This is a genomic window from Rossellomorea sp. LjRoot5 (genome assembly GCF_964253455.1).
Classification (GTDB): domain Bacteria; phylum Bacillota; class Bacilli; order Bacillales; family Bacillaceae_B; genus Rossellomorea.
Map to the genome: position 1 here is coordinate 496,048 of NZ_CAXUQN020000001.1, position 22,569 is coordinate 518,616.

Genomic DNA, 22,569 nt, shown 5'->3' on the forward strand with positions numbered 1-22,569 from the left:
AGGGGTGTGCACATTGATCGAGATTCGGAATCTGGTTAAAACGTACAAAACGAAAAAGCAAACGGTGGTCGGTGTTGACAATGTCTCTGTGACGATCAAGAAGGGTGAAATCTTCGGAATCGTCGGATACAGCGGAGCGGGGAAGAGCTCACTCATTCGATGCCTGAATTTACTTGAAACCCCGACATCAGGGGAAATCATCATTGATGGACAGGATTTCACGAAGCTTACGTCCAAGCAATTGAGGCTTGCCCGTCAGAAAACGAGCATGATCTTCCAGCATTTTCACCTCATCAAGTCGAAGACGGTGTTTGATAATCTCGCCTTTGCTTTGAAAGCAGCGCATGTACCGAAAGCGAAAATCAAACCGAGAGTCGTCGAGCTCCTGGAGATGGTCGGTCTTTCAGACAAAGCCGACGCGTACCCGGCTCAGCTCAGCGGGGGACAGAAGCAGAGAGTCGGGATCGCGAGGGCACTTGCCAATAACCCATCGGTATTACTTTGTGATGAAGCGACATCGGCCCTCGATCCGAATACGACCAAATCGATCTTGAGGCTGTTGAAAAAGATCAACAAGGAACTGGGCTTGACGATCGTCCTCATCACCCACGAAATGGAAGTAGTGAAGGAAATCTGCGACCGGATGGCCGTGATGCAGGACGGGAAGATCGTGGAGGAAGGTCCCGTGTATGACCTGTTTGACGAACCGAAACAGCCCTTGACCAAGCAATTCATCGAAACGATTCTCCAATTCGACCTGCCGCCTCATCTGCTGGAATCGAGAAAAGGGAAGCTCATCAAGATTCAATTCAAAGGATCCATCGCCGAGGAAAGCGTCGTATCAGAGGTGTTTCAGCGGTACAAGGTGCGGGGGAATATCCTGCACGGCAAGATCGAATATATTCAGGATGTCCCACTCGGGATATTCATCATGGAACTGATTGGAACAGCTGACGAAATCGAAGCGGCGATCCGTTATATTACGGCGAAGACGCAAAGCCTGGAGGTGCTCGAGGATGCTGCCTGATTCATTGACTGCTATACTGCCGGAATTGAATAAAGCCTTTTTTGAAACGGTGTATATGGTGGGTATCTCATTAGCCGTAGCAATTATAGTGGGATTGCCACTGGGGATTCTGCTTTTTGTGACAGACAAGGGCTTATTTTTACAAAATAGTGTGATTAAGAAGGTCGTCGGATTCGTCGTGAACATGGTACGCTCGGTACCTTTCATCATTCTATTAGTAGCCCTCTTACCATTAACCAAACTATTAACCGGGACGACCATCGGGCCGACAGCGGCATCCGTATCACTCTCGGTTGCTGGGATTCCGTTTTTTGCGAGAATGGTAGAAACGTCTTTAAGAGAAATTGATAAGGGAGTCATTGAAGCATCGGTTTCCGTTGGGGCGAGTCCATGGATGATCATCAAGGATGTACTGTTACCGGAAGCGCGTCCGGCGGTCATTCAGGCCATTACGATTACAACGATCAGTTTAGTCGCCTATTCTGCCATGGCCGGCATTGTAGGCGGCGGGGGAGTTGGGGACCTGGCGATTCGCTTCGGGTACTACCGATATGACAACACGGTGATGATTACAACCGTGGTCATTCTGATTTGTTTGGTTCAGCTCATCCAGTATACGGGTGATGTGTTTGCACGATTGGTGGATAAACGATAACAACTATAGGGGGAACAACAAGTGAAAAAGTGGATTTTATTATTAGCATTAGCGGTAACAATGAGCGTACTGGCAGCCTGCGGAGGAGAAGAGGCAAGCTCAGAAGATAAAAAAGAAGTGACGATCGGAGCCACATCCGGTCCATATAGTGATATGGTTACGAAAGCAATCAAGCCCGGTCTTGAAGAAAAAGGCTACACGGTGGAAGTGAAGGAATTCAGTGATTACATACAGCCGAACAACGCACTAGCAGAAGGGGATCTGGATGCGAACCTGTTCCAGCACAAGATCTACATGGAAACCTTCGCGAAGCAGCATAACATGAACCTATCTGAAGTGATTGTCGTACCGACGGCGCCGATGGGGATCTACTCACAGAAGTTCGATTCCATGAAGGACATCAAAGAAGGCAGTGCCATCGCCATCCCGAATGATCCGACAAACGCGGCACGTGCATTTCAAATCCTGGAAGATGCCAAGCTGATCACGTTAAAACCGGACACGGATCCATTGACTGTATCCGAAAAAGACATTGATGAAAATGTGAAAAACCTGCAGTTCAAACCGATCGAAGCGGCCCAGCTTCCAAGGGCTGTCGACAGTGTCGATTTATCTGCGGTTCCGGGCAACTACGCATTGGCAGCGGACATGGACCTTCTCGATGCCCTGCAATTGGAGGACATGCCTGACCAATACCGAAACCGCGTAGTAATGAACACAAAAGACGTTGACTCACAACTCGCCAAAGACATCAAAGCCGTCGTCGAAGCAGACCAATTCGAAAAAACCATCGACAAAGAATTCAAAGGCTTCGGCAAACCGGAGTGGATGGAGTAGAGGGACGGACCTCGATTTTCACCGTAATCCAATAGCGAAACGTGATAGGGACGGGCTTCCGCATGAAAATACGGAGGTCCGTCCCTCGCTTATAGGCAGCACTTCTTATACTTCTTCCCGCTTCCGCACGGACAGGGGTCGTTGCGTCCGACTTTGTCTCCTGTTTGGACGGGTTGAGTGACGAGGAGTGGTTGTTCATCCAATGAATGTTTTTCCACTTCTTCGATGAGACTCTTCCACTGTGAAAGCTTCGGGTGATCAGTCCCGTTCATGATGCAGTTCACGTACACGGATTCTTCCAGACAAAGCATGTTTTTATCATAGCCTTCTTCGATGAAAGCTTCGATTTTGGGAATCGCTTCAGCCGATAACTGCTGACATAAATAATCTGCTATCAGTGTTTTCGCGGTAAGGTCGTCCGTTTGATCAAATAATCGTAACAGTGCTTGTTCCGCCTCCGCGCTCTTTATTCTGCCTAATACATCCAGTGTATAGAAATAAGTGTTCCCGAAGAGAGCTACCTTTTCAACCTCGCGCACCACCTGATCCGTCCCTATCTTCACCAATGCATTGGCCACTTCCTCCAACAACATATCTTCTGCTTCCTCGTTTTTGAAAAGGTTCACCAATTGCGGGACCACGCTCTCTTCGCGGATTTCCCCAGCCATGTATACTGTGTATACTAGATCGAAGCCGGCTAGATCCTCTTCCTTAATCTGTACTTCCCAGCTATTAATTTCCCCTTTCTTTACGAGCTCGTGAACGATCCTTTTCCCTTGGTCAAAATACACCTGATCATAATCATTCGTATCCAAGTAATGCATAATACCAGCAAGCTCCACGAATAATTCCTCATCTTTTAAAGCAGGAAGCTTCGCAATTTTCTTCAGTTGCCCTTCATCTATAAAGGGTTTTACTTCATTTCTGTATGAAATCAGTAAATCTGTATCGGCATTCGCTATTAATTGAATGTAGAAGAGTACGTCGGTATCCTTTTTGCTCAGGCTTTTCAACCGCTTGACTACCTCCTTCATCCCTTCCTCATTCAACGGCATGTACATTAAGTAAGGGAGTACAGGCGAAGAGAATTCCGAAACCTGTCCCCGATCATGGGCTTTTAATCCGGTTAAAAATGTATCACCATCAACCAAATAAGAACCTTCCAACATTTCAATCGCATACCTCTGCACAAACGGATCCTCACTCAAAAAATAAGGCTCCACCCTCTCAACAAAACGGTTCATCCAACCATCCTTTATCATAAGTATTTCCTTCAGTGTAATGGGTGGAAGGGGAAAAGGGAAGAGGGACGGACCTCAGTTATGTCAACTCCAGAAGGGGAAATCGTGATAGTAACGGACTTTCATAGAAATACCGAGAGGTCCGTCCCTCCTTTTCGACATCCTTTTTTAATATAATATGAATCTATTGTCCCATTTTTGTAAATTTTTATATAATTCAATAATCCTCGACAAAAAAATGCTATATTTAAAGAGTACTTGGTTTACATTATTCAACAATATGTGAACAGGTGGAATAAACCATGCGGGGGTGTTTCCAAATAGGTAGATTGTAGTCAATATCATTCATTAATCTACGTATTTTTGGCATGAATCGAGGCTTTCCAGGGGGAACGAATATACTATTAAGAAAGCGCTTACAAAACCTGAGAAGGTATTATGCCATAGACAAAGGGACTGGGGATATAGCTTAAATATGTGGTTGAACAGATACATAGGCTTATCTCACTATTCGAAAACATTTTGAGGAGGAACCAGGTTGAAGATTTTGAAGAAACAGTTGTTCATCGTAACAACAATCTTAGCCATGCTTGTAAGTTACATTGTTCCGATGAGTTCAACGGCTTCAGCAGCAGACTATTTAACGGTTCAGGAAGCGATCGCGAACAATAGTGGTACAGGTACCGTTACGGGGTATATTGTAGCTCATACAAAAGCTACTAACAGTTATGATTTTGAAGCTCCTTTCACAGGAGATACGAATTATGCCATTGCAGACAGTCCGGATGAGACGGATCCATCAAAGATTCTTCCGGTGCAACTTCCATCTGCTTTTAGAGCGGAATTCGGACTTCTAACAAACCCGGAAATCATAGGAAAAAAAGTCATCATTACTGGAAGTCTGGAAGCTTACTTTACCGTTCCGGGATTAAAATCTCCTACAACCATGACTTTTGAAGGGGAAGAACCTGATGAGCCAACACCATATGATGGCATTGAAGGTTTGAGGATCCACGATATCCAAGGGGAAGCACATACATCACCATATAATTCAGAAAAGGTGAAAGGTGTAGAGGGGATCGTCACTCACGTCGTGGATGCCAGCAATTTCTACATGCAAGATGACCAAGAGGATGATAACGGTAAGACATCTGAAGCAATACTTGTCTATAAGCCGGCTCATGGCGTGAAGCTTGGTGATAAAGTGACGGTCGATGGACAGGTGAAAGAATGGGTACTGGATGGCTATGATGATAAGCTGCAAACAGACCTTGCGATGACCGAACTTAACGCACAGTATGGGAATGTGATCGTTGATTCAGGCAACAATGACTTCCCGGCAGCGCTGGTGGTTGGGGAAGATGTAACTCCTCCTACAAACGTGGTCGATAACGATCAATTCGGGGAATTCGATCCTGAACAGGACGGAATCGATTTTTACGAAAGTATTGAAGGAATGCGTGTTTCACTTGATAATCCGACTGTGACTGGTCCTCAGAAATACGGGGAAGTACCAGTCATTACTGAACAAGTAGAAGGAAAAGCATATACGAAAGAAGGGGCACCACTATTAACAAAAGAGAACCAAAATCCTGAAAGAATGTTCTTGTTGTTAGATAACCGGGATTTCGTTACGAAAACAGGTGACCAATTTAATGGAACAGTAACAGGAGTAGTCAGTTACAGTTTCAGTAATTTTAAAATACTTGTAAATGAAGAAAGTCTTCCGGAATTGACAGAGCGTGAATTCACACCGGAAGTGACAACGATTGAAAAGGCAGATGATAAATTAACCGTAGCAGGCTACAACATTGAAAACTTTGCAGCATCCGATACAGCGAAGCGGGATAAGCTTGCGAAATCCATGGTTGAAAATCTGAAATCTCCTGACATCATCGGTCTAGTGGAAGTATTGGACGAAAGTGGTACCACGGATGATGGGGTAGTGAAGGCGGATGCTAACTATAAAGCACTGAGTGACGCCATTGCAGGTTTCGGCGGGCCTACCTATTCATGGACAGAAATTGCTCCACAGGATAAAGAAGATGGCGGTGTGCCTGGAGGGAATATCCGAGTAGGATTCCTCTATAATCCAGACCGTGTGTCATTGGCTGAAGGTACAAAAGGTGACGCCACAACAGCTGTAGCATATGAAAACGGCTCCTTGACATTGAATCCGGGAAGAATCGATCCGACGAACCCTGCATTCGACGATAGCCGGAAGCCATTAGCTGCACAGTTCAACTTTAAAGGCGAAGACGTTATCGTCGTGAACAATCACTTCAACTCTAAAGGTGGAGATCAACCCGTTTTCGGTAAAAATCAGCCACCTGTACTGGGCAGTGAAGAGCAGCGTCTACAGATTGCGGAAATTGTGAATTCATTCGTATCTGACATTGAGGAAAAGAATGAAGACGCTAATGTAGTCGTAATGGGGGACTTGAATGATTTTGAATTCTCCGCTCCTTTACAAAAGCTTAAGGGAGAAGAATTGACAAACCTTGTTGAAACCCTTCCTGCAAGTGAACGATACACGTATACGTACCAAGGGAATGCACAGGTATTGGATCATATGCTTGTTTCCAACCGACTTGCTGCAGGTGCAGAATATGATATCGTCAACTTTAATTCTCCGTACATGGAAGAACATGGACGAGCAAGCGACCATGATGCTTATATCGGACAGTTTGACTTATCAGCGGAAAGCAATGATGAATTTGACCTTTCCATCATGCATACGAACGATACGCACGCACACGTGGAGGGTTATCCTAAACTCTTTACAGCTGTGAACGAGGTTCGTGCTGAAAAAGAAAACACGCTATTATTAGACGCGGGAGATGTATTCTCAGGAACTCTTTACTTCCGTCAATATAAAGGTCTTGCTGATCTTTGGTTTATGAATGAGCTTGGCTTTGATGCCATGACACTCGGGAATCACGAATTTGATAAAGATTCTAAAACATTAGCAGACTTTATTAAAGAAATGAACTTCCCGATGGTTTCATCGAATGTCTCGGTTACAGGTGATACAGATTTAGAGCCGCTTGTGAAAAATGAAATCGGTACTCCAGGCGAAGGTGGAAACCTATACCCTGCCATGATTAAAGAAGTAGACGGGGAAAAAGTAGGAATTTTTGGATTAACGACTCCGGATACAGCATTCATTTCAAATCCAGGAGAAATTATTGAATTTGAAAATCCTGCTGATAAAGCATCTTCTACGATAGAAATGCTGAAAAATGAGGGAGTCAATAAGGTCATAGCCCTTTCTCATCTGGGGTATGCAGAGGACATCGAATTAGCAGAAGCTGTAGATGGTATCGATGTGATCGTAGGTGGTCACTCTCATACAGTACTGGAAGAACCTGTCGTCATCGACAAGGAAGAACCGACAGTAATCGTACAGGCTGGAGAATATTTAAACCTGCTTGGTTTACTTGAGGTCACATTCAATGCTGACGGTGTCATCACGAGCCACTTAGGTGAAGTACTCGACCTGAATACTTATGAAGAAGATGAGGGCGCTCTTGCGAAAGTGGAAGAGTTCAAAGCTCCTCTTGAAGAATTAAAGAGTGAAGTGGTCGGCCGCACAGAAGTAGCCCTGAATGGGGAACGTGCCGATGTCCGAAGAAAAGAAACGAACTTAGGTAATTTAATCGCAGATGGTATGGTTGCAAGGGCCAATGAGTCCGTCGAAACGTACATCGGACTTCAAAATGGCGGGGGAATCCGGGCGTCGATTGATGCAGGGGACATCACGCTTGGAGAAGTATTAACGACAATGCCTTTCGGAAATCAGCTTGTCACACTGGATTTGACTGGTCAGGAAATTAAAGACGCCCTTGAACACAGTGTAGCTAAAGTGGAAGGCCAGGATGCACCAGGGGAATTCCTACAAGTGTCAGGAATCAAATACAAGTATGACATTAATAAGCCTGCCGGGGAACGGGTATGGTATTTAGAAGTGAAAACAAGCAATGGATTTGAAAAAATCGACCCTGAGAAAATGTACTCTGTTGCCACTAACGCATTCACGGCAAATGGTGGAGACGGATATACGATGTTCAAGAAAGCGAAAGAAGAGGGTCGCCAAACTGAACTGTTTGTAGCAGACTTTGAAGTATTCACTTCTTATCTTGAAAAGAATAATCCTGTTTCGCCGGAAGTAGAAGGACGCATCGTTCAAGAAGCAGCTCCTGAAGAAAATAAAGATTTCAATTTATCCATCATGCACACGAACGATACACATGCACACGTGGAAGGATATCCGCGCTTATTCACAGCAGTGAAGGAAGTTCGTGCAGAGAAAGAAAATTCTCTTTTATTGGACGCAGGGGATGTGTTCTCTGGAACACTTTACTTCCGTCAATACTCAGGTCTGGCAGATTTATGGTTCATGAATCAGTTAGGTTATGATGCTATGACTCTAGGGAACCATGAATTTGATAAAGACTCTAAGACATTAGCAAATTTCATAAAAGAAATGAACTTCCCGATGGTTTCTTCTAATGTTCAGATGACAGGAGATTCTGATCTGGAGCCGTTGAAGAAAAATGAGGTGGGGACGCCTGGTGAAGGCGGAAACATCTATCCTGCCATCATTAAAGAAGTGGACGGAGAAAAAGTAGGGATCTTCGGACTGACAACTCCTGAAACTGAGTTTCTCTCAAGTCCTGGAGAAAATATCGAATTTGAAGATGCTACAGAAAAATCAGCTGCTACAATCGACATGCTTAAAGGGGAAGGTGTAAACAAGATCATCGTTCTTTCTCATCTTGGTTACTCACATGACCTGGAACTTGCTGAAGCAGTTGATGGAATTGACGTTATTGTTGGAGGCCATTCCCATACTGTATTGGATGAGCCCGTAGTCATCGATAAAGAAGAACCGACTATCATCGTTCAAGCCGGTGAGTATTTAAACCTTCTTGGTTTGTTAGACGTCACTTTTGATGCTGAAGGTGTTGTAACCAGCCATGCCGGTGAGGTACTTGATCTTGAGGAATATGATGAGGACTCTGAAGCGCTTGCGAAAGTAAATGAATTCAAGGCCCCTCTGGAAGAAATTAAAAACGAAGTGGTAGGTAAAACGAAGGTAGCATTAAACGGGGAACGTGCAGATGTTCGAACGAAAGAAACCAATTTAGGGAATTTGATTGCAGATGCCATGGTAGAAAAGGCGAATGAATCGGTTAAGACCCATATCGGACTTCAAAATGGCGGCGGTATCCGTGCTTCCATCGATAAAGGGGAAATCACGTTAGGTGAAGTTTTAACGACGATGCCGTTCGGTAATAATCTGGTAACCCTTGACTTAACCGGCCAGGAGCTTCTTGATGCTCTCGAGCACAGTGTAAGTGGGGTTGAAACCGGAGAAGGACGTTTTCTTCAAGTATCTGGAATCAACTTCAAGTATGACATCAACAAACCTGTTGGTGAGCGTGTATGGTTTGTAGAAGTGAAAACGGATAAAGGGTTTAAGGAAATTGACCCTGAAAAGATGTACACAGTCGCAACCAATGCCTTTACGGCTGATGGAGGAGACGGTTACAGCATGTTTAAAGCAGCTAAAGATGAAGGTCGAATGACAGAATTATTCCAAGTGGACTATGAAGTATTTACAGACTACTTAGCTAATCACAAAAATGTGTCTCCAAAGGTTGAAGGAAGAATCATTCAAGAAGAACAACAAGATGATCCGGGAGATGGTGGCTGGCAAGACGATTTCTTCGATTTTATTAAAAAGTTAAAGAATTGGTTATGTACACTATTCGGGTTATGCGGTAGACCGTAATTAGGAAAAAGACTAAAAAAGCACCGGCTGAGTACTCAGCCGGTGCTTAATCATTATTTAGATCGTTGCCGTTTCCTTCTCCCGCTCAATCACTGCCAAACGCTCTGCCACTTCTTCCTCCGTCAAACCATGCTCCATAACATAGCGGTTTTCAGGGCTCGTGCGGCACTCATCGGAGCAGCTTCTCATATATTTATGCTCGTTTTCTTCGGAGCAAAGGATTTTGCGGTTACAAGGCGGGTGAGCACAGTTTACGTAGCGCTCGCAAGGTTCACCACTGTAGAAGTCTTTCCCTACGACAACGTGTTCTGTTTGGTTGACAGGAACACCGATGCGCTCGTCGAATACGTAAAGCTGACCGTCCCACAGTTGACCTTTTACTTCAGGGTCTTTTCCGTAGGTCGCGATTCCACCGTGGAGCTGTGCAACATTCTCAAAGCCTTCTTTCACTAACCAGCCTGAGAATTTTTCGCAGCGGATCCCACCTGTACAATACGTGATAATCTTTTTGCCTTCTAATTTATCTTTATTATCGCGGACCCAGTTCGGAAGATCGCGGAAGTTTTTGATATCCGGCTTCACGGCTCCTCTGAAGTGTCCAAGTTCATATTCATAGTCGTTACGTGCATCAAGAAGGATTGTATCTTCCTGCTGGATTTGTTCAAAGAAATCCTTTGGATCAAGGTACTCCCCCGTAAGCTCATTCGGATTTACATCATCTTCAAGACGAAGAGTGACAAGCTCTGGACGGTGTTTCACTTTCAATTTCTTGAACGCATGCTCGTCTGCTTCGTCGATCTTAAATACAGTATCCTTGAAATGTGGATCCTGTCTCATCGCTTCCATATAAGCATCCGTCTGCTCGATCGTTCCGGAACATGTTCCGTTGATTCCTTCAGACGAAATCAGGATGCGCCCCATAAGGCCGATGTCCGCACACAGTTGTTTGTGCTGGGCAGTGACTTCCTCGGGGTTCTCAATATCAACATAGTTGTAATACAATAGTACTCGGTAATCTTTCATGTTTATTTCCACCTATCGATATATATTTGCAAGATATAATCTTAGGATTCAGTTCCTTATTACTCTTACGATGTACTATTATAACAAATTTTTACGAAATTGCATCATATGAGAGTGAGAAATACTGGGGATTGTGAGGAAATGGTGGTGGAAATTGGTTTTAAAACAAAAATATAAATACATTAAATTTGTAAAACTGGATACGATTTGAAACAATGAATATAAGAATAATTAAGGGGTTGTCACTACATATGATCAAAAAAATCATGCTGCTTTGTACTTTCGTCGCTATCAGTCTACTATTCGCAGGATGTCAGGAGAAGGCTCAGCCGGATGATCGCCTGCAGGAATACGTGGATCTTTGGAATAAAGGAAAGTTCGATAAAATGTTCTCAGACTATGCGAACTCCTCTACTAAGGAAACATTCAAAAAAGATGATTTTGTCACGAGATACAAAGATATCTATAAAGACCTCGAAGTGAAGGATGTCAAAGTATCTTTTAAAAAGCCGGACAAAGAAGTGGAATGGGACAAAAAATCGAAAGCGGAATTTCCTATGACCATTTCATATAACACCCTCGCCGGTGAAGTTTCATATAAAAAGGATGTCACGTTGACAAAAGAAAAGAAGGACGACGATGAAAACTGGTTCGTGGATTGGGACCCTTCGTTCATCCTGCCTGAAATGGAAAAGGGGGACAAGGTCGGAGTGGAAAGCATTTCTGCCAAACGCGGAGAGATCCTCGACCGGAATCAGCAGCCCCTTGCTGTCAACGGGGAAGCCTTTGAACTCGGGATTGTCCCGAAAGAATTCAATGAAAATGACTTGAGCAAGCTGTCATCTTTACTTGATTTATCACCAGAACAAATAAAGAGTAAATTGGACGCAAGCTGGGTGAAGCCTGACTATTTTGTCCCAATTAAAAAAATTGCTTTAAAAGAGCGTCCTCTCGCACTGGAAGTAATTGAACTTGACGGCCTTTACTCCAAGCGGGTGCCTGCAAGGGAATACCCATACGGAGAAGCCACTGCCCATCTGACAGGTTATATAGGAAAGCTTACGGCCGAGAAATTGGAGAAGCTGAAAGACAAAGGCTATACAGCTCAGTCTTTGATGGGTTTAAGCGGAGCAGAAGAAGTCTATGAAGATGAGCTGAGGGGCAAAGACGGTCAGCGTATCTATCTGAAGAAACAAGATTCAGAAGACACGGTAACCGTGGCCGAGCAGCCTGTAGAGGACGGAAAGAACATCACCTTAACCATTGATGCCGAGATGCAAAAGAAGATATACGCACAGATGAAGGATGAAGCGGGAACGGCAGCCGCCGTTAATCCCCAAACAGGAGAGGCACTGGCCCTTGTGAGCACCCCTGCCTATGACCCGAATGAGTTCGTATTAGGGATGTCTGCGGAGAAATATAAGAAACTTGCGGACGATCCGAAAAAGCCGCTCCGGAATCGATTCCCGCTTACCTATTCACCAGGATCAACGATGAAGGGGATCACGGCTTCTGTCGGTCTGAAATCCGGCAAGCTGGATCCAAAAAAAATCTATGATATCCCGGGGAAGAAGTGGCAAAAGGATGAGTCATGGGGGAATTATAAAGTGGTCCGTGTTTTTGACAACGAGAGCAAAGTGGATCTGGAAAGCGCCCTTAAATTCTCGGATAACATCTATTTTGCACGGGTCGGACTAGATATGGGTGCCGAGACGTTTATTGCAGGCTTGAAAGATTTCGGCTTTGGGGAAGAGATCCCTATGTCTTACCCGATATATAAATCACAGGTTTCAAACGACGGGAAAATCTCCAAAGAAGTCCAGCTGGCCGATTCTGCTTTCGGTCAAGGGGAAGTGCTGATGAGTATCGTTCATATAGCAAGTGCATACGGCGGGATCATCAACGATGGCACCATGATGGAACCAAAACTCCTGAAGGATGAAGAACAAAAAGTGTGGAAGAAAGACCTGCTTTCAAAAGAACAGGCAGACATGATGAAAACGAATTTTCGAAAAGTGGTCACAGAAGGTATAGCAGGAAAAGCGAGTGTAGAAGGAAAAGCGATTGCCGGTAAAACAGGGACGGCAGAGATCAAGTCTGAACAGGGGACAACAGGAACAGAAAATGGAGTGTTCGTTTCCTATGATCAGAATGACCCGTCCATGGTTCTTGCCATGCTTCTTGAAGACGTACAGGATGCCGGCGGGAGCACCCATACCGTCCAAGTGACAAAGAAGTTTTATGATAGTTGGAAATAGTGGGAGAGAGGGGCGAATGCCCCTCTCTTTTTGTCATCATGTTCCATCTTTTATCCCACTGCGATTACGCTTTCAATCTGTGATATGATAAACGGAATGACCAACGAGGTTGAAAATCAACAGGGGTGATCAATGTGAACGTATTTTTAACGGGATCGACAGGTTTTCTTGGTGGGAAACTGATCAAGAATCTTTTACAAGATAAACAAAGTGAAATCTATATTTTAGTGAGAAATGTAGAAAAGGCTGAAAGGTTGCGAGACTCTTTGCCAGCAGCCGACCAAGGGAGGATTCATATTTTTCAAGGAGATATCACTTTTCCACATGCCGGTTTGAGTGCGGAAGACCTGGAGTGGTTGACCGGGAAGATAGATGCTGTCTATCATCTTGCAGCCCTTGTGAAGTTTGACCTGGATCTGCGAGATGAACTGTTTGCGGCAAACTATAATGGCACAAAGCATATCCTACAACTGGCTGAATCCTTGGGAGTGAAGAAATTTTACTATGTGAGTACGGCCTACACTGTTGGAAAACTGACGAAAGGTATAGAGGCACTTTACCCGACAGATGGAGAGTTCCATAATCCATATGAGGAAAGCAAAGTGAAATCGGAACATCTGGTGTTTTCGTACCGTGACAAAATGGACGTATCCATCTTCCGGCCGGCCATCATTGTAGGCGACTCCAAGACCGGTGAAGCGGATTCCCAATTTACACTGTATGGATTCATGCGCGCTCTCGCAGTATTTAAGCGTAAGACAGAGAGACGAAATGGAGAGCGTACCTACAGACTGGTTGCTGCTCAGAACGGAACATCGAATCTAGTTCCCGTCGATTACGTTGCAGATATTCTAAGTCTTGCTCCTCACAAAGCCCGACCGGACAAAATCTATCATATTACGAATCCGCATCCGCCTGAAAACATGAAGCTTCTGAAGGTAATAAAAGAGGCTCTTCAATTTGAACATTTGACTGTCACTGACGATGTTACTGAATATCACTTGGATGAAGAAGAAGTGAAGTTGAACAGCCTGATTGAGGTGTTCAAGGTTTATTTATCAGGGGCGTTGACGTTTGACGATCGCAATACCCGAGAATTGATTGAGGGTACAGAGATAGATCATTTAGAGATGTCGGAAGAGACGATTGAAATGATCATTGGTGCAGGCTGTGGAGAAGAAGAAAAAGTGAGAGTTTAATAACAGGTCAGAGGTGGTTTGCTTTGTCCCCATGATTTTTAATATGGACCTTTTCAGTTGTTAACCATCATGAAGCAGTTTTCCAAAAAAACACTATTCATCCACAAAATGAATAGTGTTTTTTACGTTTAGAGAGAGAAAGACCAGCCAATACTTACTAATGCCAGGCCCTTTCACTCCAGGGGGAATTCTAGTATTCTAAAACTATCTAATATTCTAACAAAATTGAGGTTTTATTATGACCAATTCCAACTTGCAGCTTCAGCAGGTGCTACTAGAATGTAAGCAGCTGAAACAGGAAAATAGGAAATTAAAAGAGTTATTAAAAAAGCACGATATTTGTTATGAAGACCAGCCCCCAAACCGTACCTCTCGAACCAATAAAAAACAAATCATTCAAGAACGAATTAACCTTTTCTCCTCATTATTTAAGGGAAGGAAAGATGCTTATGCCAGAAGGTGGGAGTCTGCCAAAAATGGGACTTCAGGATATTCACCGGCATGTAAGCATGAATGGCACCCAACCCTATGCAAGAAACCTCATATAAAGTGCAGCCAGTGCATGAACAAAGAATATCTGCCCTTCACGGACCAGGTCGTTTACGAACATTTAAGCGGTGAGAAAACGATTGGAATCTATCCACTCCTTGATAATGATTTCTGTTTTTTTCTTGCCATTGATTTTGATAAGGGCAGTTGGAAGAAGGATGTCAAAGCGTTTATGAATGTATGTAAGGACCTTGATATTCCGACTTCCGTTGAGCGTTCCCGTTCAGGAAACGGAGCTCATGTGTGGATTTTTTTCGAGGAGGCAGTGAAAGCATCCCTTGCCAGAAAATTAGGCCATACCTTACTATCACGAACAATGGAACAGCATTTTGCATTGGGAATGGAGTCCTTCGATAGATTGTTCCCGAATCAGGACACGTTGCCAAAAGGTGGCCTGGGCAATCTTATTGCCCTGCCACTTCAAGGCGAATCCAGGAAACAGGGAAATAGTGTTTTCTTAAACGACCAGTTTGAGCCAATAGCAGATCAATGGTTGTATTTAACCAACTTGAGAAAAATGTCTGTAGAAAAACTGAAGTATGTTGTGAAAAACTCAATCTCCACTTTTGTGAGGAATGAAACGATAACAAAGGATATTCCTGAAAAAATTACTATAACGATCAAAAATGGAGTGTTTATCAATAAAAGTGAATTGCCCGCATTTATATTGAAGAAATTCATGGATGCAGCCGTTTTGAAAAACCCGGCATTTTACAAAGCACAGGCGAAAAGGTTATCTACTCATCAAATTCCCAGGGTCATTAACTGCTCGGAACAAACAGATGACCATCTTATTTTACCAAGAGGGTGCCTGGAGAACGTACTTTCCATCTGCGGAGAATACGACATCTCTTATTCCCTCCAAGATGAAACGTTTGTAGGTGATAGACTGAATACAGAATTTAAAGGAACGTTATTTCCACAGCAAGCAGAAGCGGTCGAATATTTGAGTCAACATGATAATGGGGTCCTATCGGCCACAACTGGTTTTGGAAAAACGGTTATCGGAGCTGCGATGATCGAGAGGAGAGCGGCTAATACCCTGATCATTGTCCATCGAAAACAGCTGATGGAGCAATGGAAAACAAGCTTGTCTTCCTTTTTACATGTTGAAACCACCTCTATAGGTGAAATAGGCGGGGGTAAACATAAGCCTGGTGGGTTGATTGATATTGCTACCATTCAATCGTTAACCTCCAAAGAAGAGAACCTAAATCTCATTAAAAAATATAGTCATATCATAGTAGATGAATGCCATCATATTTCTGCTTTTACCTTTGAAAGAGTGTTAAAAGAGGCGAATGCCAAATATGTTCTGGGATTAACGGCAACCCCCACTAGGAAAGATGGACTTCATCCCATCATGACGATGCAGTGTGGTCCCATCCGTTATAAAGTGAGCGCGAAGGAACAAGCAAAAGTGCATTCATTCGATCATATTCTTCTTCCAAGACTCATAATGAGTGCGAAGAAAAAAGATGATGCCACTATACAGGAACTTATGAACGAACTCCAGACGGACGAGAAACGTAATGCCCTTATTTTCAACGATGTCCTGCAAGCACTTGAAGAAGGGAGAAGTCCGATCATCTTAACCGAAAGGCAGAAGCACATCGACTTACTAGAAGAGAAGCTAAAAGGGTTTGCCAAAAATATTATCGTATTAAAGGGTGGACTTGGGAAAAAAGAGGAACAAGCCCGACTACTACAATTGAAAGAAACTTCTGATGATGAGGAAAGAGTGATCATTGCTACAGGGAAATATATTGGAGAGGGATTCGATGATCCCCGCCTGGATACTTTATTCTTAACCATGCCTGTTTCCTGGAAAGGGACCTTGCAGCAGTATGTGGGAAGGCTTCATCGTACCTATCACTCAAAAAAAGAGGTGAAGGTATATGATTATGTCGATCGTAATATTCCGATGCTTGAGAAGATGTATGAGAAAAGGTTAAAGGGCTATCAATCGTTGGGATATAAAGTAAAGGGAAAAGGGGAAAATCCAGAGGAGCAAATGAAATTATTTTAAAAGAGCTGGGTGGGAGAATGCGAATGTCATTTACGGCTCCATCCCTACCCGTCGCTTCACTTTATGAAGTTCTCTTTTATGATCCCAGTTTTCCTTTATTAAAATCGTCATGCTATCCTGAGTGTCCTGTTGGTTTTCCTCGAGTACGGTCATTCTGGATTCGAATTTGTCCATGCGGTTTTCGAGCTTATCCATACGATTTTCCAACCCGTCCATGCGTGTCTCAAGACCATTCATCCTTGTCTCCAATCGTTCAAAACGGGTATTCACATTGGATTCAAATCGCGTCATTTGTTCCTGTAACTCTTTTATGGCTTGTAAAATCTGATCCATCGTATTTTTCACCCCCTTCTACTTATTCTAACACAGAATCTGGGAATATTACCTTCACAATCACTGGAAAAAATCTTATCCGGACATACGGTTTTGCCTTTAAATATGGTAATATAAGAAAATGTAAAGAGAGATAACAAACGAATCATATTACATAGAGTTAGGAGAATGATCAATGAGTAAAACACTAATTTTCGGACACAAAAATCCAGACACAGATACCATCACGTCAGCACTGGTTTATGCTGATTTGAAATCGAAAATCGGGATGGACGTGGAGCCGGTTCGCCTGGGTGAAGTGAACGGTGAAACACAATATGCCCTTGATTACTTTAAAGTCGATGCACCGCGCTTAGTAGAAAAGGTTGCCGCTGAAACGGATACGGTCATCCTGGTTGACCACAACGAGCGCCAGCAGAGTGCAGCGGACATCGAGGAAGTACGCGTTCTTGAAGTCATCGACCACCACCGCATCGCGAACTTTGAAACGGCAGATCCCCTGTACTACCGTGCTGAGCCGGTTGGATGTACGGCAACGATCTTAAACAAGATCTACAAGGAAAAAGGAGTAGAGGTCACGAAGGAAATGGCTGGATTGATGCTTTCAGCGATCATCTCGGATTCTCTATTATTTAAATCTCCGACCTGCACAGATGAAGACGTAGCAGCAGCAAATGAACTGGCTGACATCGCAGGGGTAGACACACAAGTGTACGGCTTGGAAATGCTGAAAGCCGGAGCGAACATGAGCACGAAATCAGTCGCTGAACTTGTGACCCTTGATGCAAAAGAATTCTCCATGGGTAACGCCAAAGTGGAAGTGGCTCAAATCAACGTCGTCGATGTGAATGACGTATTCGGACGTCAGGCAGAAGTTGAAGCGGCCATGGAAACCATGATCAAGGAAAAAGGTCTGGATCTATTCCTTCTTGTCGTGACAAACATCCTGGATAACGACTCGACAGCTCTTGCCCTTGGAAGCAAAGCGGCTGAGGTCGAGAAAGCGTTCAACGTCACACTTCAAAACAACACGGCACTATTAAAAGGCGTGGTATCCCGTAAGAAGCAGATCGTACCTGTGTTGACGGATGCGATGAAATAAGGAAAAATTGGAAGGGGCAGTCTTTTGGCTGCTTCTTTTTTATATCAACAAAGGGAGAGGTCTAACATGAACTTCAAAAAAATCCACCATATCGCTATCATTTGCTCGGATTACACCAAATCGAAAGACTTTTACGTCAATAAACTGGGTTTGGATATAAAGCAGGAAATATACCGGGAAGAAAGAGATTCTTACAAGCTCGACCTCACGTTAAACGAGGAATATATCATCGAACTGTTTTCATTCCCAGAAGCCCCGGCGCGACCGAGTTATCCGGAAGCACGAGGGCTGCGCCATTTAGCCTTTGAAGTGGAGGATATAGAGGAAGCGGTAAAGGAGTTAAATCAGAAAGGGATTGAAACCGAGAAAATAAGGATAGATTCGTATACTCATAAACGATTCATGTTTTTTGAAGATCCGGATGGACTGCCTTTGGAGCTCTATGAAACCTGATCGAGGTCCGTCCCTCAAAAAAAAAGAGCACTTCCCATTAAGAGAAATGCTGTCCAAAGGTATTGTAATTTGTCGTTACAATTATTAAAACATAGATTAGAAATGTTTGAATTGGCGGTCTGAGTTTGTTTGAGTGAATTTAAGGTATTTTACCTAAGAAAATTGCATGGATTCTGATAATATATAAATATATTAATATTTTTAAAATTAGGGGGATCGGTAGTGGATTATTCGATTATTGGGACAAAGATAAGGGAGATGAGAAAGGCTATCGGATTAACTCAAGGTGAATTAGCCGATGGAATCTGTACTCAGGCTTTGATTAGTAGAATGGAAAAGGGGGATATATATCCCAATGCTACTACTCTTTATCAGATTTCCAAAAAACTTGGAGTAGATGTAAACTATTTCTTTGAAATCGGAATGACTCCCCGTCTCGATTACATTCAAGAAGTGGAAAGACAACTTCGTAAGCTTCGGATTAAACATCAATATACTGAAATGATGGAAATGGTTAAAAATGAAGAGAATAATCCATTATTCAAGGACAATGTAAATGCTCAACTTCTTTGTTGGCATAAGGGGATCTATCAATTCGAAGTTGTAAAAGATCAAGATGCTGCTTTTGACCTTTTACACAAGGCATTTCAACTGACAGCTGATAGTAAAAAAGTGTTGTCAGAAAGAGAAATGGAAATCCTTCTTACCTTGGGCGCTTTTCATTTCAGTAATGAAAATTATCAAAAGTCACTCTGTCACTATTCTGAAGTAAAGGCTGCATTATCTAATGCAGAATGGTTGCAGGATAAATCGATCAAAACGAGGCTTCTGTACAACATGGCAAGGGTTTACACAAGGCTTGGAGATTATCAGGAATCCATTCAATATTGTAAAAAGGCAATCAAGTGGATCATTAAAGAAGAGCATATGTATGGGTTTGCTCAACTTCACTATCAACTTGGATATAACCTTGAACTTATTGGCGATTATGAAAAAGCATTACCCTATTTTGAAAAAGCTGCCGCATTTTTTGAAATCCAAGATGATATGGAATTTGTTCGATTTATAAGAGGGAAAATGGAGTAACTTATGAATGACGCAAGTAGGGGCACTTTCAAAAAAAAGAGCACTTCCCACTAGGAGAAGCACTATCAAAAGGTATTGTAATTTGTCGTTAGGTATATTAAATCATAAGGAAGAAATGTATGTAGACGTGTTCTCGTCTATTGAGGCTAACTAGGATCTGATTTCTCTGCAAAAATGGCATGTTTTCATTGGAAATATAAAGATATTAATATTTTGAGGAGGTGGGGTTTTGGATTATTCAATCATTGGTAAAAAGATAAAGGAATTAAGGAAGGCTGTTGGATTAACTCAAGGTGATCTTGCTGAAGGAATCTGTACTCAAGCGTTAATCAGTCGTATTGAAAAAGGAGATATTTACCCAAGTGCTACGGCTCTTTACCAAATTTCTGAAAAACTTGGGGTTGATGTAAACTACTTCTTTGAAATCGGAACAACCCCACGACTGGACTATGTGAAAGAAGTTGAGCGTCAATTAAGAAACTTCAGAGTAAGATTACAGTATGATGAAATGATTGAGATGGTAAAGGCAGAAGAAAAAAATCCTCTCTTTTTTAGAAATCCTACCAATCTGCAATTGCTGTATTGGCATAAAAGTATTTATCTTTTTGAAATCGAGAAAGACCAGCAGAATGGGTTAGCTCTTTTGAAAGAAGCATTTTCACTAACTACAAATAAAAAGCGGGCCATGACAGAACGTGAGATCGAAATACAAATGACCTTAGGGGCTTTTGAACATGGACAAGGAAATTTGAAGGAGTCTTTGGCTATCTATGAGGAAGTTCGATCTGCTATACAATCAAGTCCCCAGCTTAATGACAAATCGATTAAAACACGATTGCTTTATAATATCGCCAGAACGTTAACCAGATTAGGAAAGTACAAAGAGTCCAATTCCTACTGTGATCAGGCAATCAAATGGTGTTTAGAAGAGGAACATTTATTTGGTTTGGGCGAGCTTTTTTATCATACTGGATACAATTATGAACTAGAAGGAGAACTGGAAAAAGCCTTATCATTTATAGAGAAATCCATTTTAATATTTGACATGTACGAAGATAAACGGTATCACCAATACCTTCAAAAAAAGCGGGAAGACATATCACGTAAAATGGGAATCGTATGAAATGGGTGTGTACCCTCTTTTAATGGAGCTTCATGACACCTTGAATGGTTCGTTAAGCTCTTTTATTTTTCATACATCTTGCATGTCCCTCATAAGATGGATTGTAGATAAGGGGTGTGGATGTATGAGAAGGAAAAGCCCGGTTCCTCTGATAATCGGTGCAGTCGGTGGGATCATCCTGTTAGTGGCTCTGTTCACATTTATCGGAAAAAGCCAGGAACCTGATACACCCGAAGAAGTGATAAAGGAGTTTTATGACTTTGAAAAAGATGGAGACTTCGGTAATGCATGGGAGTTATTTCACTCGGAGATGAAAAACAAGTTTCCCAAATCCTCCTATATCCAAACGAAGAATCATATATTCATGGGGCATATGGGGGTAGATGAGTTCGATGTGGAAGTCGGGAGCATAGAAAAGGTGAAGGAGTTTACGTTTAATGACGAAGGGCTTCAGTTCAAAAATGTCAGGAAAGCTGAAGTGAACATGTACTACGATAGCCAATTTGGAGAGCTGATGATAACTCAAACGTGTTATGTAGCGATTGAAGAGGATGAATGGAGGATCCTATGGAATTATAATTTCTGACCTGAAAATAAAATGTGATTTTTTCATTGAATTGGTTTTATCCGGTGTGTGCTGGGTAAAAGGAAACTAATTATTTATAAAGGAGGGCATTAGCTGTGTCACTGCTCTATTTTAAAGCTCGTGAAGCCTATGAACTGGATGCGAAAGTATCTCAATCCCAAATTACACGATTGAGGGAATACCGCAGAACCAAGCCCGCTCCTGTTGCTAAAAAGAGATAGCTAATGGATCCTTTTGAAAAATGACCCTGCTCAGTCTAAATTCGTTTAGACTGTTTTTTTATGATTAAAAATGTAAAAAAGTCGGAAATCCACTGATTCCCGACTCTCCATTATTTCAGATCTTCCCCGATAATGCGGACTTCCCGTTCAAGGTCTACATCAAACTTTTCTTTCACCGTCTTCTGAACATGTTCAATCAGTGAAATATAATCAGTTGCCGTTGCGTTGTCTTTATTCACAATGAAGCCGGCATGTTTGGTGGATACTTCTGCACCGCCGAAGTTCGTACCTTGAAGTTCGCTGTCCTGAATCAATTTACCTGCGAAATATCCAGGAGGACGCTTAAAGACACTTCCACAGGATGGATATTCAAGCGGCTGCTTGGATTCCCGTTTATCCGTTAAATCGTCCATAATGGCCTTGATGTCCTCATAAACCCCGGGCTGCAGACTGAACGTCGCCTCCAGGACGATATCCCCTTTTTCCGAGATATTACTGTGACGGTAATCAAGGTCAAGTTCTGCCGCTGTCCGTTTCACAAGGTTTCCTTCACGATCGACGACATGGCAGTAATCAAGGACATCCTTGATCTCTCCACCGTACGCCCCTGCGTTCATGAACAGGGCGCCGCCCACCGTACCCGGAATGCCGCATGCGAACTCCAGTCCAGATAACTGCTCGGCTAAAGCGCGTCTGGACACATCGATGATGGCCGCGCCGCTTTGAGCGACAATCAGCTGATCTGTTGCTTTAATGTCCTTGAAGTTCTTTAAGTGAAGGACGATGCCGCGAATTCCGCCATCCTTCACGATCAAATTCGAACCGTTTCCGAGTAGCGTAAATGGCACATCGACTTTATTCGATAGCTTCACGATGTTTTGAACTTCTTCATATGTGGTCGGGGTAAGGAAGAAGTCTGCTCTTCCCCCAAGCTTCGTATACAAATGATCCCTTAACAATTCGTCACGCTTAATATTGTCCGAGTGCATGACCTTCGTTAATTCTTCAAACACTTTTTCTTTATTGTACATTCTATATCAGTCCTATAAA

General features: G+C 43.0%; 17 protein-coding genes. 13 read left to right on the forward strand and 4 right to left on the reverse strand.

Features of this window, described 5'->3' with window-relative positions; all coding sequences use genetic code 11:
- Nucleotides 1-13 precede the first annotated feature (13 nt).
- The 3 genes from ACSQ2E_RS02445 to ACSQ2E_RS02455 are packed head-to-tail and all read left to right on the forward strand — an operon-like array spanning nt 14 to nt 2,519.
- Nucleotides 14-1,027: a methionine ABC transporter ATP-binding protein gene (locus ACSQ2E_RS02445; protein ID WP_435989185.1), complete on the forward strand. Its 1,014-nt coding sequence runs from the start codon at nt 14-16 to the stop codon at nt 1,025-1,027.
- Nucleotides 1,017-1,682 (forward strand): methionine ABC transporter permease, encoded by a 666-nt coding sequence (locus ACSQ2E_RS02450; RefSeq protein WP_435989186.1) that lies wholly within the window; start codon nt 1,017-1,019, stop codon nt 1,680-1,682. The genes ACSQ2E_RS02445 and ACSQ2E_RS02450 overlap by 11 nt, the downstream gene beginning before the upstream one ends.
- A gap of 21 nt (nt 1,683-1,703) precedes the next feature.
- Nucleotides 1,704-2,519: a MetQ/NlpA family ABC transporter substrate-binding protein gene (locus ACSQ2E_RS02455; protein ID WP_435989187.1), complete on the forward strand. Its 816-nt coding sequence runs from the start codon at nt 1,704-1,706 to the stop codon at nt 2,517-2,519.
- Nucleotides 2,520-2,608: 89 nt separating this feature from the next.
- Here ACSQ2E_RS02455 and ACSQ2E_RS02460 read toward each other — a convergent pair whose 3' ends face one another.
- Nucleotides 2,609-3,763 carry an SEC-C metal-binding domain-containing protein gene (locus ACSQ2E_RS02460; protein ID WP_435989188.1) on the reverse strand — a complete coding sequence of 385 codons (1,155 nt, stop codon included), beginning with the start codon at nt 3,761-3,763 and terminating at the stop codon, nt 2,609-2,611.
- A 535-nt stretch (nt 3,764-4,298) separates the two neighbouring features.
- Between ACSQ2E_RS02460 and ACSQ2E_RS02465 the strand changes: the two genes are divergently transcribed.
- Entirely contained in the window at nt 4,299-9,557 is a 5,259-nt protein-coding gene (locus ACSQ2E_RS02465; RefSeq protein WP_435989189.1) for a 5'-nucleotidase C-terminal domain-containing protein, read from the forward strand.
- 57 nt (nt 9,558-9,614) lie between these two features.
- Here ACSQ2E_RS02465 and trhO read toward each other — a convergent pair whose 3' ends face one another.
- The gene (trhO, locus tag ACSQ2E_RS02470; protein WP_435989190.1) at nt 9,615-10,580 is read right to left on the reverse strand and encodes an oxygen-dependent tRNA uridine(34) hydroxylase TrhO; all 966 of its coding nucleotides are present in this window, start codon (nt 10,578-10,580) and stop codon (nt 9,615-9,617) included.
- Nucleotides 10,581-10,831: 251 nt separating this feature from the next.
- Between trhO and ACSQ2E_RS02475 the strand changes: the two genes are divergently transcribed.
- The 3 genes from ACSQ2E_RS02475 (at nt 10,832) to ACSQ2E_RS02485 (ending at nt 16,615) form a co-directional block, all read left to right on the forward strand.
- The gene (locus ACSQ2E_RS02475) at nt 10,832-12,838 is read left to right on the forward strand and encodes a penicillin-binding transpeptidase domain-containing protein (RefSeq protein WP_435989191.1); all 2,007 of its coding nucleotides are present in this window, start codon (nt 10,832-10,834) and stop codon (nt 12,836-12,838) included.
- A 134-nt stretch (nt 12,839-12,972) separates the two neighbouring features.
- Nucleotides 12,973-14,037: an SDR family oxidoreductase gene (locus ACSQ2E_RS02480; RefSeq protein ID WP_435989192.1), complete on the forward strand. Its 1,065-nt coding sequence runs from the start codon at nt 12,973-12,975 to the stop codon at nt 14,035-14,037.
- A 238-nt stretch (nt 14,038-14,275) separates the two neighbouring features.
- Nucleotides 14,276-16,615, forward strand: coding sequence for a TOTE conflict system archaeo-eukaryotic primase domain-containing protein (locus ACSQ2E_RS02485; protein WP_435989193.1), 2,340 nt, complete (start codon nt 14,276-14,278; stop codon nt 16,613-16,615).
- Between the two features lie 30 nt (nt 16,616-16,645).
- Here ACSQ2E_RS02485 and ACSQ2E_RS02490 read toward each other — a convergent pair whose 3' ends face one another.
- The gene (locus ACSQ2E_RS02490) at nt 16,646-16,948 is read right to left on the reverse strand and encodes a hypothetical protein (RefSeq protein ID WP_435989194.1); all 303 of its coding nucleotides are present in this window, start codon (nt 16,946-16,948) and stop codon (nt 16,646-16,648) included.
- Between the two features lie 175 nt (nt 16,949-17,123).
- On the opposite strand from ACSQ2E_RS02490, the gene ACSQ2E_RS02495 reads away from it, so the two are divergent.
- The 6 genes from ACSQ2E_RS02495 to ACSQ2E_RS02520 all read left to right on the forward strand — a co-directional run bounded on the left by ACSQ2E_RS02495 (nt 17,124) and on the right by ACSQ2E_RS02520 (nt 21,519).
- Complete coding sequence (locus tag ACSQ2E_RS02495) at nt 17,124-18,050, forward strand: manganese-dependent inorganic pyrophosphatase (RefSeq protein WP_435989195.1); 927 nt, start codon at nt 17,124-17,126, stop codon at nt 18,048-18,050.
- A 66-nt stretch (nt 18,051-18,116) separates the two neighbouring features.
- Nucleotides 18,117-18,503 carry an SMU1112c/YaeR family gloxylase I-like metalloprotein gene (gene gloA2 / locus ACSQ2E_RS02500; protein ID WP_435989196.1) on the forward strand — a complete coding sequence of 129 codons (387 nt, stop codon included), beginning with the start codon at nt 18,117-18,119 and terminating at the stop codon, nt 18,501-18,503.
- A 222-nt stretch (nt 18,504-18,725) separates the two neighbouring features.
- A complete protein-coding gene (locus tag ACSQ2E_RS02505; RefSeq protein WP_435989197.1) occupies nt 18,726-19,589 on the forward strand; it encodes a tetratricopeptide repeat protein in 864 nt (287 codons plus the stop codon).
- A 229-nt stretch (nt 19,590-19,818) separates the two neighbouring features.
- Nucleotides 19,819-20,712: a helix-turn-helix domain-containing protein gene (locus tag ACSQ2E_RS02510; RefSeq protein WP_435989198.1), complete on the forward strand. Its 894-nt coding sequence runs from the start codon at nt 19,819-19,821 to the stop codon at nt 20,710-20,712.
- Between the two features lie 124 nt (nt 20,713-20,836).
- Nucleotides 20,837-21,298 (forward strand): hypothetical protein, encoded by a 462-nt coding sequence (locus ACSQ2E_RS02515; RefSeq protein ID WP_435989199.1) that lies wholly within the window; start codon nt 20,837-20,839, stop codon nt 21,296-21,298.
- A gap of 95 nt (nt 21,299-21,393) precedes the next feature.
- Nucleotides 21,394-21,519: a hypothetical protein gene (locus ACSQ2E_RS02520; protein ID WP_435989200.1), complete on the forward strand. Its 126-nt coding sequence runs from the start codon at nt 21,394-21,396 to the stop codon at nt 21,517-21,519.
- Nucleotides 21,520-21,629: 110 nt separating this feature from the next.
- Here the strand turns inward: ACSQ2E_RS02520 and murB are convergent, their stop codons facing one another.
- Nucleotides 21,630-22,550 carry a UDP-N-acetylmuramate dehydrogenase gene (murB, locus tag ACSQ2E_RS02525; protein ID WP_435989201.1) on the reverse strand — a complete coding sequence of 307 codons (921 nt, stop codon included), beginning with the start codon at nt 22,548-22,550 and terminating at the stop codon, nt 21,630-21,632.
- Nucleotides 22,551-22,569 lie beyond the last annotated feature (19 nt).